The sequence below is a fragment of the Agromyces sp. S2-1-8 genome, assembly GCF_021129215.1.
Taxonomy (GTDB): domain Bacteria; phylum Actinomycetota; class Actinomycetes; order Actinomycetales; family Microbacteriaceae; genus Agromyces; species Agromyces chromiiresistens.
On sequence record NZ_JAJOLP010000001.1, the window covers coordinates 2,068,985 to 2,082,322 of the forward strand.

The following is a 13,338-nucleotide window of genomic DNA, read 5'->3' on the forward strand; positions in this document are numbered from 1 at the left end:
GCGCGCGGGTCAGGCGCGGCGCACGGCCTTGAGCGCCCGCGCCAGGAGCAGCAGCAGCGGCGCCTGCGCCTCGTACTCGGCCGAGGTGCGCGGCAACTGCAGCAGGCCGGCCGCCTGCGAGATCGTGACGGGCTCGACGAAGCGCAGGAGCCCCGCCTCGCCGTTGCGTCGGCCCACGCCCGACTGCTTCACGCCGCCCATGGGGGCGGCGACCGAGGCGAACGAGCCGCGGTAGCCCTCGTTGATGTTGACGCTCCCGGCCTCGAGCGCGTCGGCGACGCGGTGGCCGCGGCGCGTCGATCCGGTGAAGACCGCGGCGTTCAGCCCGTACTCGCTCGCGTTGGCGGCGAGCACCGCCTCGTCGTCGCCCGACACGAGGTAGAGCGACGCGATCGCGCCGAACGTCTCCTCGGCGTGGACGCGCATCTCAGGGGTCACGCCCGTGAGGATCGTGGGCTCGAACACCCACGGGCCGAGGTCGGGGCGGGCTTTGCCGCCGACGAGCACGGTCGCGCCCTTCTCGACGGCGTCGTCGAGGTGGGCCTGCACCCGCGCGAGCTGCGCGGCGCTCGCGAGCGAGCCGAAGTCGGCGCCGAAGCCGACCGACGTGCCGAGCTTCGCGGTACGCAGCCGGTCGACGAGCTCGCGCTCGAAGTCTCCCGCGATCCTCCGGTCGACGAAGATGCGCTCGATCGAGACGCACAGCTGCCCCATCGCCGAGAAGCAGGCGTGGGCCGCATTCGCCGCCGCGCGGGCCGGGTCGGCGTCGTCGAGCACGAGCAGGGCGTTCTTGCCGCCGAGTTCGAGCGAGGCGCCGACGAGGCGCCGCCCGGCCTTCTCGGCGACCCTGCGTCCCGTCGCCGTCGAGCCCGTGAAGCAGATGTAGTCGACGGTGTCGGTGAGCGCCTCACCGACCTCGGCCGCATCGCCCGTCACGACCGCCCAGAGGGCTTCGGGCACGCCCGCGTCGATGTACGCGCGACGCAGCGCGAGGATCGACAGTGCTCCCTGGTCGTCGGCCTTCTGCACGACGCCGCAACCGGCGGCGAGGGCGGGCACCACGTCCATGGCGGCGAGGCTGAGCGCGTAGTTCCACGGCGTGATGACACCGACGACGCCCTTGGGTGCGAAGCGCACGCGCGAGGTCGCGACGGTCGGGATGCCGGAACGGACGGGACGACCGCGCAGCACCCTGCGGGCCGCGATCGCGTTGTAGCGGGTGACCGACGCGGCCTCGAAGATCTCCTCGAAGGCCTGCCCCCTGGTCTTGCCGCTCTCGAGCTGGATGAGGTCGAGCAGTTCGTCGCGTCGCTCCAGCAGCAGGTCGTGCGCGGCGAGCAGCACGCGGCGGCGCTCCGCGAAGCCGGCGCGGGCCCACGCGAGCTGGGCGAGCCGTGCCCGGTCGACGGCGTCGTGCACGTCGTCGGCGCTCGAGCGGGGCAGATCGTGCAGCACCTCGCCCGTGGTGGGCGTCGGCACGGCGGTGGTCTCCGCGCCCGACGCGACGACGTCGTCGGTCAGGCTGCGGAACAGGTCGGGGGAGGCGGTCTGGGCGCGCATGCGCACAGTCTAGGTCAAGTGACCCACTTCGCCGCCGTGTGAGTACACTTCCCCCATGACCGCAGCGGAGCGTCCCCAGTCCCGAGGCGCGTTGTCCCGTGGCGTCGTCGCCCGCTACGCGATCGGTTCGCTCGGCACCGGCGGGTTCGCGACGCTGCCCGGACTCGTCCTCGTCTACTACCTCACCGACACGCTCGGGGTGAGCGCCCTCATCGCCGGTCTCGTGGTCACCGCCGCGAAGGTGTGGGACGTCGTCATCGACCCGTGGATCGGCGCGCGCAGCGACCGGGCGCTCGTGCGCACCGGCACCCGCCGCACGTGGATGCTCGTCGGCGCGATCGCCCTGCCCGTGGGCTTCGCACTCACGTTCGCGGTGCCGGCGGGCGTCGCACCCGGGGCGTCCGGGGTGTGGGTGTTCGTCGCGTTCCTCGCGACCGCGACCGCGTTCAGCCTCTTCCAGGTGCCGTACATCGCGCTGCCCGCCGAACTCACCGGCGACTACGACGAGCGCACCCGACTGCTGACGTGGCGGGTCGTCGTGCTCACCCTCGCGATCCTGCTGTTCGGAGCCGGCGGGCCCGAGATCCGCAACGCGTTCGACGACGAGGCGACCGGCTACCTCGTGATGGCGATCGTCGCGGGCGTCGTCATCGGCGTCGGCATGCTGATCGCCGCGGGCACGGCGAAGCGGGCGGATGCCGCGGCCCTCGGCCGATCGCAGCAGCGGGCGTCGGCGGTGTCGGCCGAGGGCGGGTACCGCGAGGGACTGCGCGCGCTGCGTCGCAGCCTGCCGTTCCGCGTGCTGCTCGCGGTGTTCGTGCTGCAGGGGCTCGCGACCGGGCTCATGCTCGCGGGTGCCCAGTTCGTGGCGACGTGGGTGCTCGAGTCCGAGACCGCGGTCACGCTGCTCTTCGTCGCGCTCATCGCCCCGGCGTTGTTCTTCGCCCCGCTCTGGGGGCGGCTCGCCCGCCGCGTCGGCAAGGAGCGCGGCTTCCGCGTCGCGAGCATCGTGTTCGCGCTCGCGGCCCTCAGCATGGTCCTGCTCGTCTGGGCGCCCGGCCCCTGGGTGTACCTGCCCGTCGCGGTCGCGGGCGCCGCCTACGCCGGCATGCAGTCGCTGCCCATGGCGATGCTGCCCGACGTCATCTCGCACGACGCCCGGCGGACCGGACGCGACAACGCCGGCAGCTTCGGCGGCGTGTGGACCGCGGGCGAGACCGCCGGCATGGCGCTCGGCGCCACGCTGCTCACCCTCATGCTCGCCGCGACCGGCTACCTCGAGTCGAGGGGCGCCGAGACGGTCGAGCAGTCGGCGGCGGCGGTCGCGGGCATCGCGCTCTCGTTCAGCCTCGTGCCCGCGCTGCTCGTCGCGGTCAGCGTCGTCGTGCTGCGCGCCTACCCGCTGCGCCGCGCCGACGTGGATCATGACGTCGCGGCCCTCGCCGGCATCGCCGGCGACCCCGGAACGACCGGAACGACCGGTGCCGCCGGCACCACCGAAGGGAGCACCCGATGATCGGGTTCCGCCGCGAGGCATCCGAGATCCTGCGCGAGCTCGACGCGCTGCGCGCCGCCGACGCGCCCACCCACGGCGGCCGCGTGCTGTCGTACGTGTACGACTCGGGCCTCGACGAACTCGACGAGCTCGCCGGCCGCGCCGCCCGGCGGGTGCAACCCGTCAACGGGCTCGACCCGACCACGTTCGGCTCCGTCGCCGCGATGGAGCGCGCCGTCGTCGGCTTCGCCCGGCGCGTGCTCGGCGGGGGCGACGGCGGCGGCGCCGACGGCGAGGTCGTCGTCGGCTCGGTGACGTCCGGCGGCACCGAGAGCTGCCTGCTCGCAGTGAAGTCCGCCCGCGACGCCTGGCGCGCCGCACGGATCGGCTCGCCGCGGGTGCCCCGCGTCGTCGCGCCCGTCACGGTGCACGCCGCGTTCCACAAGGCGGCCCACTACTTCGGCCTCGAGCTCGACCTCGTTCCCGTCGACCCGGAGACCGGCACCCTCGCGCCGTCGGCGATCGAGGAGCGCCTGGGTGACGACGTCGCGCTCGTTGTGGTGAGTGCGCCCTCCTATCCGTTCGCGAGCCTCGACCCCGTCGCCGACGTCGCCGCGATCACCGCCGCCCGCGGCATCGCCCTCCACGTCGACGCCTGCATCGGCGGATTCGCGCTCGCCTTCTGGCCCGAGCCGCTGCCCGCCTGGAACCTGTCGGTGCCCGGCGTCACGAGCATCTCGGCCGACCTGCACAAGTACGGCTACGCGCCGAAGGGCGCCTCGGTGCTGCTCACGCGCGGACGCGACCGCCAGCGCCGCCAGTACTTCGCGACCACCGGCTGGCCCGGCTACCCGGTCGTGAACCCCACGATGACGGGCTCGAAGCCGGCCGGGCCGCTCGCGGCGGCGTGGGCGATCATCGAGGCGCTGGGCGAGCCCGGCTTCCGCGACCTGACCGCGCAGACGGCGCGTGCGACCGCGGAGCTGCGCGCCGCGATCGACGGCATCGAGGGCCTGCGCGTCGTCGGCGAGCCCGTGGGGCCGCTGCTCGCGGTCGCCGCCGACGAGGCGGCTCCGGTCACGTCGCGGGTCGACCCGCACCACTGGGCGGATGCCGCGCGCGAGGCCGGCTGGCAGCTGCAGTTGCAGCCCGGACTCGCCCAGGCCGACGGCACCCGACTGCCGCACACGACCCACCTGACGGTCACCCCGGTCACGGAGCGGGTGCTGCCCGAACTCGTTCCGGCGCTCGTGGCGGCGGCCGACGAGGTGCGCGGCATCCCGCGCATCGACGGCCGGGTCGCGCTCGCCGGGCTCGCGGAGGCCCTGCCCGGCGGGGTCGGTGGAGCGTTGCTCGATGCAGGCGGGACCGACGCGGCGGCCTTCGACCTGTTCGCCGCTTCGCTCGACTCGGATGCCGCGGCCGCGGTGCTCTCGGCCGCAGGGCTCCTCGGCGGCGAGGGGGCGCTGCCCGACCGGCTCGCGCCCGTGCTCGCGCTCGTCGAGGCCCTGCCCGGGTCGCTCACCGAGCGCCTGCTCATCGAGCTGCTCGCACGGGTCGTCGAGCCGACCTGATCCGTCCACCCGTTTCAGGAGCGAGCGCGCCGCTCAGGACGTCTTCTCCGGTTTCGCCGTGATGCGGGCAGCTTGTCCTCAGCGGTGACGTGTCCGTCGGCCGAGCGCGCGCTCGTCGACCAGCGGCTCGCGCTCAGCGCACCGAGACGTCGAGGCGGCGGCCCGCGAGGTCGCGAGGCATCCCGGCCAGGCGTGCGGCGACCGCCTCGATCGCGCGCGCGGCCGGGTCGTCGGGCGCCGACACGACGACGGGCACGCCGTCGTCGCCGCCCTGGCGAAGCGCCATGCTGAGGGGCACGCTCGCGAGCAGCGGCACGGGCTCGGGCTGACCGGCCGAGAGCCGCTCGGCGACGAGCTCGCCGCCGCCCGACCCGAAGAGCTCGAGCACCTGCCCGTCGGGCTGCACGAGGCCCGCCATGTTCTCGATCACGCCGACGATGCGCTGGCCGGTCTGGCGCGCGACGACGCCCGATCGCTCGGCGACGTCGGCCGCGGCGGCCTGCGGCGTCGTGACGACGACGACCTCGGCGTTCGGCAGCAGCTGGCCGAGCGAGATGGCGATGTCGCCCGTCCCGGGCGGAAGGTCGACGAGCAGCACGTCGAGGTCGCCGAAGTACACGTCGGTGAGGAACTGCGAGAGCGTGCGGTGCAGCATCGGCCCGCGCCAGGCGACGGCCGTCGACGAGGCGCGCGCCCCGGGCTCGGCCGGCTCGATGAACATGCCGATCGAGATGACCTTCACGCCGTGCGCGACGGGCGGCAGGATCATCTCGTCGACCCGGGTCGGCCGGGCCGCGAGGCCGTCGTCGTCGACGAGGCCGAGGAGGCCCGGGATCGAGAACCCGTGCACGTCGGCGTCGATGAGCCCGACCGCGAGCCCGCGCGCCGCGAGGGCGACGGCGAGGTTCGCCGTGACGGTCGACTTGCCGACGCCGCCCTTGCCGCTCGTGACCGCGAGCACCTTCGTCAGGGTGCCGGGGCCGAACGGATTGCCGCGGGCGGCGCGGCCGCCGCGAAGGCGTTCGGTGAGGGCGGCCCGCTGCTCGGGCGTCATGACCGAGAGCTCCACGTCGGCGTTGCCGGCCCCGACGATCGACTCGGCCGCCTGGCGCACGTCGCGTTCGATGCGATCCGATGCGGGACACCCGACGATCGTCAGCCGGATGCCGACCTCGACGCGACCGCCCTCGCGGGCGACCACGCGGTCGACCATGTCGAGTTCGGTGACGGGCTTGCGGATCTCGGGGTCGATGACGGAGGCGAGCACGCGCCGCACCGCCTCCTCGAGCAGCGCCGCGTCGCCCGAGGCGGCGTCAGCCGGCATGTTCGGATTCCTCCTCGTCGCGGCGGTCGAGCTCGTCGAGCATCGCGCGCAGCTCGGAGCGGATGAACTCCTTCGACGCGAGCTCCTTCACGGCGAGTCGCAGGGCGACCACCTCGCGTGCGAGGTACTCGGTGTCGGCGAGGTTGCGCTCGGCGCGCTGCCGGTCCTGCTCGATCTGCACGCGGTCGCGGTCGTCCTGCCGGTTCTGCGCGAGCAGGATCAGCGGTGCCGCGTACGACGCCTGCAGCGAGAGCATGAGGGTGAGCGCCGTGAAGCCGATCGCGATGTCATCGAAGCGCCAGGCGGAGGGAGCGAAGGTGTTCCACGCCATCCAGCCGATCGCGAACACCGACAGCCCGACGAGGAAGCCGGGCGTGCCCATGCCGCGGGCCACCCACTCGGTGAAGCGGCCGAAGCGGTCGCTGTCGCCCGAACCGCGGAAGGTGGCGGTGCGGCGGATGCCCTTCGGCGTGTCGAATCGACGGTCTTCCGACTCAGCGCGTGCCATCTGCGCCCCTCCTTCCGTATGGGATCGGGATGCTTCCCGTCGTCAGCTGCGCCCGCGCCGTGCTGCGCTTGGCCAGCTCGTCCTCCTCGGGGTGACTTCGCCAGTCATCGGGCAGCAGGTAGTCGAGCACGTCGTCAATCGTCACCACCCCGACGAGTCGATGCTTCTCGTCGACCACCGGCACCGAGACGAGGTCGTAGCTCGCGAGGATGCGGCTGACCTCGGCGGCCGAGGTGTCGGCGGTCACGGGTTCGAGGCCCTGGTCGATGAGGGTGCCGAGCCGCTCGTGCGGCGGGTAGCGCAGCATCCGCTGGAAGTGCACGATGCCGAGGAACCGGCCCGTCGGCGGCTCGTACGGCGGCAGCGTGACGCAGACCGCCGCGCCGAGCGCGGGCGGCAGGTCGTGCCGGCGGATGAGCGCGAGCCCCTCGGCGACGGTCGCGTCGGCCGAGACGATGATCGGCTCGGTCGTCATGAGGCCGCCGGCCGTGTCGGGGCCGTACGACAGCAGGAACCGCACGTCTTCTGCCTCTTCGGGCTCCATCAGCTCGAGCAGGTGCTCGCCGCGCTCTTCGGGCAGCTGTGCGATGAGGTCGGCCGCGTCGTCGGGCTGCATGTGGTCGAGCACGTCGGCCGCGCGGTCGTCGCCGAGACCGGCGAGGATGTCGACCTGATCGGACTCGGGCATCTCCTCCAGCACGTCGGCGAGACGGTCGTCGGGCAGCTCCTCGGCGACCTCCTGCCGGCGCTGCGCCGGCAGGTCGAGCAGCGTCGAAGCGAGGTCGGCGGGCTTCAGCTCGGAGTACGTCGCGATGAGCTGTTCGGCCGACTGGGCCTCGCCCTTCGCGACCTGCTCGCGAACCTCGCGCCAGGTGACGTACGCCGACTGCCCCTTCGAGAACGGCGAGGCGCCCTTGGGGCGACGCACGAACAGCTGGTCGACCTCCCACTCGCCGGGCTCCTGCTCCTCGATCGCGACGTCCTCGATGGTGGCCGTGCCCGAGCCGTCGTTGAAGCCGACCTTGCGACCGAGCATCTCGGCGATCACGCGCACCTCGCCGCCGCGCTGCTCGAAGCGGCGAAGGTTGATGAGGCCCGTCGTGATGATCTGGCCGCCGCCGATCGAGGTGACGCGCCCGATCGAGACGAAGACGCGGCGCTTGCCCGGGATCTCGACGATGAGCCCGACCACGCGCGGCGGGTCGCTCTTGCGGTACACGACGAGGACGTCGCGCACCTTGCCCACTCGATCGCCGTTGGGGTCGAAGACGGCGCACCCGGCGAGTCGGGCGACGAAGACTCTCGTGGCGCTCACGCTACAAACTTAGCCCCCGGATGCCTCGGCGGCGGCGCCATCCGGGCGACCCGGCCCGCATCGTGGGACAATGGCCGGGTGACGAACCAGACGCCGTTCGGCGGCCGCGCGGGCCGCGAGCTCCCGACCATGCCGAAGGGCGAGACGGTCGCGGGCTTCGAGACCTACGCCGAGGCGCAAGACGCCGTCGACCGCCTGTCGAAGGCCGAGTTCCCCGTGAAGGAACTGGCGATCATCGGCACCGACCTGACGACGGTCGAGCGCATCACCGGACGGCTCACGTGGAGCCGGGCCGCCGGCGCCGGCGCGATCTCGGGGGCGTGGTTCGGCCTCTTCCTCGGGTTGCTGTTCTTCATCTTCGCGCCCAGCGGCGCCTCGCTCGGCATCCTCGGCGCCGCCGTGCTCATCGGTGCCGGGTTCGGCATGATCTTCAGCGTCGTCACGTACTCCGTGAACCGGCGCCGTCGCGACTTCACGTCGAACATCCAGGTGCTCGCAAGGCGCTACGCGATCATCATCACCGATCCGTCGCACGTCGCCCGGGCGCGCAACCTGCTCGGCACCGCGAGCGACGTCGCCCCTGCGGTCCCGGCCGCGGCGGCGCCGACCGCACCGACCCCGACGCCCGCGTCGGCCCCGCCTGCCGCGCCGGCTCCGACGCCGCGCGACGGCGATGCGACGACGGGCGCCGGCGACGAGACATCCGGCTCGGCAACAGGCCAGGGTGACGAACCGCAGGGCCTCACGTACGGCGAGGCGCAGGATGCCGCGCGCCGTGCCGCTCGTGAAGCCGATGCGGCGCGCCGTCGCGCCTCGGAGGGCGACGGGGCCTGACCGACCGGCCTACCAGGTCGTCGGCTTCTGGGGTGTGAAGAGCCACGCTGCGAAGAGGGTGTCGAGGTCGGCCCCCGAGACCTCCTCGGCGAGCGCCGTGAAGTCGGCCGTCGTCGCGCTGCCTCCTCCGTAGCGGTCGACCCACTCCTTCGCGAGCTCGAAGAAGGCGTCGTCGCCGATCTCGACGCGCAGGGCGTGCAGCGTCGCGGCGCCGCGGTCGTAGACGGGGTCGGCGAACAGGCCGAGCGGCTGCGGATCGGCGACGACGAGGCTCCAGAACTCGTCGTCGGCCGGAATCGACATCACCTCGTCGAAGCTCTCGTCGGCGGTGGCGCGACCCTGGTGCTCGGCCCACATCCAGGACGCGTACGTCGCCCAGCCCTCGTTGAGCCAGATGTCGGCCCAGCGGCCGGGGCTCACGTGGTCGCCCATCCACTGATGGGCGAGCTCGTGCGCGACGGTGCCCTCGGCGGCGCGGCGCGAGAAGAACGAGCGGGTCTGGGTCTCGAGCGCGTAGCCGACCGAGTCGTCGTCGACGATCGCGCCGTACGCGACGAACGGGTACGGCCCGAAGCGGTCGTCGAAGAAGTCGATCATCTGCGGCGTGAGCGCGAGCGCGGCCGATGCGGACGCCGGGAGCGCCGGGTCGACGGCGTCGATGATGCGGAGGCCGTCGGCGGTCGTGTAGTCGTCGAGCACGTAGTCGCCGACGCTCGCGGTGGCCAGGTACGCCGCCATCGGGTCGGGAGCGTGCCACGTCCAGGTGGTGCGACCGTCGGCCGTGTCCGACCCGGTGAGGCTGCCGTTCGCGACGGCGACGAGCCCCTCGGGGACCGTGATCTCGAAGTCGTAGGCGGCCTTGTCGGTCGGGTGGTCGCTGACCGGGAACCAGGTCGCGGCGCCGTCGGGCTCCGACACGACCATGGCGCCGTCGCGGGTCGTCACCCAGCCGTAGAGCGCGCCTTCGATGTCGGTGGGCCTCGTCGTCGTGCCGCCGTACTCGACGACGACGCGGGCGTCGTGCCCGCGCTTCAGCTTCGGCCGCGGGGTGATCACGAGTTCGTTGTCGGTCTGTTCGAATCGCGCGGCGTGACCGTCGACCGTGACCGTCGTCGCCGTGAGCCCACGGAGGTCGAGGTCGAACCGGTCGAGGTCCTGCGTCGCGCGCAGGTCGATCGTCGCGACGCCGTCGAGCTGCCCTTCGAGCGGGGCCGGCTCGGGTGCGGGCGGGGTGTAGTCGAGGTCGAGTCCGAGGTGCACGAGGTCGATGCCGCCGTTGCCCGCGAGCGGGAAGTACGGGTCGCCCGCACCGTCGGAGCCGGCGCTGTACCGGGGTGCGCCGGGCTCGCCCGGTGCGGCGGAGGCGACGGCGGGGGCAGTGGCGACGGCGAGGGCGAGGCCCGCGGCGCCGAGAACGGCGAGGGTGCTGCGGCGGTGCGACATGGATCCTCCAGCACGTTGGTGCGATCGGGGTTCGTCCCGACCCTAGCCGTGCCCCGGCGCGACCCGCCAGACCCGGGGAGCTCCCAGACTCGCGATATATCGTGACGCGCATGACCACCGGACGAGACGCCTCGCGGCCCGCCCTCGAACTCGAGATCGCGGATGAGATCGCCGCTGCCGAGCGGCCCGACCGACCCATCCGTCGGGCGCTGCGGCGGCTGCGGCAGGCGATCGGTCGCCGCCCGGGCCTGCAGCGCGCCTACCGCGTGCTCGTCGGGGTGCTCGGCGGCATCGTGACGGTGGCCGGCCTCCTGCTCGTACCGCTCCCCGGCCCCGGCTGGCTCGTCGTCTTCCTCGGTCTCGCGATCCTCGGCACCGAGTTCGCCTGGGCGAAGCGCGCCGCGGCGTTCACGAAGCGTCAGCTCGCCCGGTTCTGGGCCTGGTGGCGGGCGAGGCGGGCGACGGTCGAGCGCACCTGATCTGCGAGCGTCGGGCGTGCACTCACCGCCCGTGCGACGGCGAGTGCACGCCCGATGACGGCGGGAGCGAACGCATCGTTCAGCGGCTCGCGCCGCGCACCCAGGCCTCGACCTCGTCGGCGGTGCGCGGAATGCGCACCGAGAGGTTCTCGGCGCCGTCCGCCGTGACGAGGATGTCGTCCTCGATGCGCACGCCGATGCCGCGGAACTCCTCGGGCACGGTCAGGTCGTCGGGCTGGAAGTACAGGCCCGGCTCGATCGTGAAGATCATGCCGGCTTCGACCACGCCGTCCATGTAGAGCTCGCGGCGGGCCTGCGCGCAGTCGTGCACGTCGAGCCCGAGGTGGTGGCTCGTGCCGTGCACCATGTAGCGGCGGTGGAACTGGTTCTCGGGTTCGAGGGACTCCTCGGCCGACACGGGCAGGAAGCCCCACTCGGCCGTCTTGCGCGCGATCACCTGCATCGCCGCGGCGTGCACCTCGCGGAACACGATGCCCGGCCTCACGATCGCGAACGCCGCGTCGGCTGCCTCGAGCACCGCCTCGTAGACCTGGCGCTGCACGGGCGAGAAGGTGCCGTTGACCGGGAACGTCCGGGTGATGTCGGCCGTGTAGTACGTGTCCATCTCGACGCCGGCGTCGAGCAGCACGAGATCGCCCGGCACGACGGGCCCGTCGTTGCGGGTCCAGTGCAGGATCGTCGCGTGCGGGCCCGCCGCGGCGATCGAGCCGTAGCCCACGTCGTTGCCGTCGAGCCGAGCCCGGGTCGCGAAGACGCCCTCGATGACGCGCTCGCCGCGCACCTCGGAGGTGATGCGGGGGAGCTCGGCGAGCACCTCGCCGAAGCCGCGCTCGGTGGCTGCGATCGCCGCCCGCATCTCGGCGACCTCGAAGTCGTCCTTCACGAGTCGCAGTTCGCTCACGACGCGCGCGAGCTCGCCGTCGGGCTCGTGCTCGTCGCCCACCTCCAGCGAGAACGCCGCGTCCTGCGCGTTCTCGCTGAGCACGCGCTCGGCCGCGAATCGGATGCGGGCGTGGTCGACGCGCTCGGTGAGCGCGGCATCGGCCTCGCGCACCACGAGCGTCGCGGTGTCGATCCGGTCGACCACGGCGTCGAAGGCGCTGATGTCGCGGGTCGCGACCGCGAGGTCGGCCGCGACGTGGGCGAGCGACGGGCGCGGGCCGATCCAGAACTCGCCGATCGCCGCGTTCGCGTAGAACTCCTCGGAGTCGCGACCCGCGCGCTCGCGGAAGTAGACGGTCGCCTCGTGCCCGGCGTCGCCGGTGGGCTCGAGCACGAGCACCGCGCCGGGCTCGGAGTCGGACCCCCAGCCGGTGAGGTGCGCGAACGCCGAGTGCGCCCGGTAGGGGTAGTCGGTGTCGTTCGCCCGCTGCTTCATGTCGCCGGCCGGGATGACGAGCCGCCGGCCCGGGAACTCGGCCGAGACCTTCGCGCGGCGCGCGGCGGCGTACGCGGCCTGGGGGCGCGCCTCGGGCAGCGTCTCGGCGCGTTCGGCCCAACCGTTCGAGATGAACGCCTTGAAGCCCTCGGAGCCCGGCGTGGTCGACCGGTTCGCGTTGCGTCCGGCCTCGTCGCCGGAGGGGTTCGCCGCTGCCGCGGTCTCGGTGGTGGAGGTGTCGCTCGAGTTCGCCATGCCCCCATTCTCGCACCGGCCCCGAGTGCTGGCGGATGGTCCGGGGCTCGTCAACCCGCCCGGGTCAGCGTCGCCACGACCGGGCGGTGGTCGCTGCCGGCGTCGTCGAGCGACTCGATCACGCGGAAGTCCTCGACCGCCCAGCCGGGCGTCGCGAGCACATGGTCGATCGGGCTGCCGAGCAGCGGCGGCAGGTCGGTGGGCCAGGTGCCGAGCGCCGCGGCGCGCGCCTGCACCGAGGCATCCCGGCAGCGCCCCAGGTCGCCGCCGTCGATGCCGCGCCCGGCGAAGTGGTCGACCGTCGCGTTGAAGTCGCCCGCCATGATCACGTTCTCGCCGGTGCACTGCTCGGCGAGCCAGTCGAGGTCGCTGCGCCAGTTCCGCAGCTCCCAGCGGATCGGCGCGACCGCGTGCACGGCCACGATGCGCGGCCCGTCGCCCGAGATCGGGTCGGCCACGACGCTCGGCAGCGTGTTCGTATTGCCCGGCGGGCCTGGGTAGTCGGCCGAGACGACCTCGTAGTCGCCGAGCTCCGGGCTGATGAGCAGGGTCGTCGACCGGGCCTTCGCGATGTCGTCGTACGCCTGCGTGTGCACCCACATCGGCGAGCCGCCCTCGCGCATCGCGATCGCGACCTCCTCACCGAGCGAGTCGGTCGTCTCGGGCAGCACGACGACGTCGGCGCCCTCCGTGAGGGCGAGCTCCGCGATCGTCGACGCGTCGGGCACCTCGCCGAGGGTGTTCCACGACAGCACCGTGACGGACGCCTCGGGCCCCGAGGCATCCGCCGCGCGGTCGTCGGCAGCGGCGGTGGCCGCGCCGCCCGTGCCACGCACCGCGAGCACCGCGACCTGGCCCGCGGTGAACACGGCGAACACGATCGCCATGGCGATCGCGAAGCGACGACCGCGGCGCGGGATCGCGAGGAGGAGGAACAGCACCGCGACGATCGCCCCGCAGACGGCGGCGACCCCGCGCAGCGCCACGACGTGCGCCGCGATCCACTGGTTCTGCAAGCCGAACGCCTGAGGCCAGAGGAGCACGGCGGCGAGGGCGGCCGTGCCGACGATCACGACCCAGCCGAGGATGCGGGGGAGCATTCCACCCACCCTACGGGGCCGGGTTCTGAGAGGGCCCCGAGAACGGCGCCCT

General features: G+C 73.3%; 11 protein-coding genes. 4 read left to right on the top strand and 7 right to left on the bottom strand.

The window, feature by feature from the left end; translation table 11 throughout:
- Positions 1-9: 9 nt before the first annotated feature.
- Positions 10-1,560, bottom strand: coding sequence for a succinic semialdehyde dehydrogenase (locus LR269_RS09475; protein WP_231430516.1), 1,551 nt, complete (start codon positions 1,558-1,560; stop codon positions 10-12).
- Positions 1,561-1,615: 55 nt separating this feature from the next.
- Here LR269_RS09475 and LR269_RS09480 point away from each other — a divergent pair, with 55 nt between their 5' ends.
- Together LR269_RS09480 and LR269_RS09485 are read left to right on the top strand one after the other, a co-directional pair.
- Entirely contained in the window at positions 1,616-3,076 is a 1,461-nt protein-coding gene (locus tag LR269_RS09480; protein ID WP_231430518.1) for an MFS transporter, read from the top strand.
- Positions 3,073-4,629: an aspartate aminotransferase family protein gene (locus LR269_RS09485; RefSeq protein WP_231430520.1), complete on the top strand. Its 1,557-nt coding sequence runs from the start codon at positions 3,073-3,075 to the stop codon at positions 4,627-4,629. Before LR269_RS09480 ends, LR269_RS09485 begins: the two co-directional genes overlap by 4 nt.
- Before the next feature lie 133 nt (positions 4,630-4,762).
- Here LR269_RS09485 and LR269_RS09490 read toward each other — a convergent pair whose 3' ends face one another.
- From LR269_RS09490 to LR269_RS09500, 3 genes are read right to left on the bottom strand one after another with little or no spacing between them, the layout of a single operon-like run.
- Positions 4,763-5,953 (bottom strand): Mrp/NBP35 family ATP-binding protein, encoded by a 1,191-nt coding sequence (locus LR269_RS09490; RefSeq protein WP_231430522.1) that lies wholly within the window; start codon positions 5,951-5,953, stop codon positions 4,763-4,765.
- Positions 5,943-6,461 carry a DUF1003 domain-containing protein gene (locus LR269_RS09495; RefSeq protein ID WP_231430524.1) on the bottom strand — a complete coding sequence of 173 codons (519 nt, stop codon included), beginning with the start codon at positions 6,459-6,461 and terminating at the stop codon, positions 5,943-5,945. The genes LR269_RS09490 and LR269_RS09495 overlap by 11 nt, the downstream gene beginning before the upstream one ends.
- Positions 6,448-7,776 carry a magnesium transporter MgtE N-terminal domain-containing protein gene (locus LR269_RS09500; RefSeq protein WP_231430526.1) on the bottom strand — a complete coding sequence of 443 codons (1,329 nt, stop codon included), beginning with the start codon at positions 7,774-7,776 and terminating at the stop codon, positions 6,448-6,450. Before LR269_RS09500 ends, LR269_RS09495 begins: the two co-directional genes overlap by 14 nt.
- A gap of 78 nt (positions 7,777-7,854) precedes the next feature.
- Here LR269_RS09500 and LR269_RS09505 point away from each other — a divergent pair, with 78 nt between their 5' ends.
- Positions 7,855-8,610 carry a general stress protein gene (locus LR269_RS09505; RefSeq protein ID WP_231430528.1) on the top strand — a complete coding sequence of 252 codons (756 nt, stop codon included), beginning with the start codon at positions 7,855-7,857 and terminating at the stop codon, positions 8,608-8,610.
- A 9-nt stretch (positions 8,611-8,619) separates the two neighbouring features.
- Here the strand turns inward: LR269_RS09505 and LR269_RS09510 are convergent, their stop codons facing one another.
- Positions 8,620-10,053, bottom strand: coding sequence for a M1 family metallopeptidase (locus LR269_RS09510; RefSeq protein ID WP_231430530.1), 1,434 nt, complete (start codon positions 10,051-10,053; stop codon positions 8,620-8,622).
- A 110-nt stretch (positions 10,054-10,163) separates the two neighbouring features.
- Here LR269_RS09510 and LR269_RS09515 point away from each other — a divergent pair, with 110 nt between their 5' ends.
- The gene (locus LR269_RS09515) at positions 10,164-10,532 is read left to right on the top strand and encodes a TIGR02611 family protein (protein ID WP_231430532.1); all 369 of its coding nucleotides are present in this window, start codon (positions 10,164-10,166) and stop codon (positions 10,530-10,532) included.
- Between the two features lie 79 nt (positions 10,533-10,611).
- Here the strand turns inward: LR269_RS09515 and LR269_RS09520 are convergent, their stop codons facing one another.
- Entirely contained in the window at positions 10,612-12,186 is a 1,575-nt protein-coding gene (locus LR269_RS09520) for an aminopeptidase P family protein (protein ID WP_231430534.1), read from the bottom strand.
- Positions 12,187-12,236: 50 nt separating this feature from the next.
- Positions 12,237-13,286, bottom strand: coding sequence for an endonuclease/exonuclease/phosphatase family protein (locus tag LR269_RS09525; RefSeq protein WP_231430536.1), 1,050 nt, complete (start codon positions 13,284-13,286; stop codon positions 12,237-12,239).
- Between the last annotated feature and the right edge of the window lie 52 nt (positions 13,287-13,338).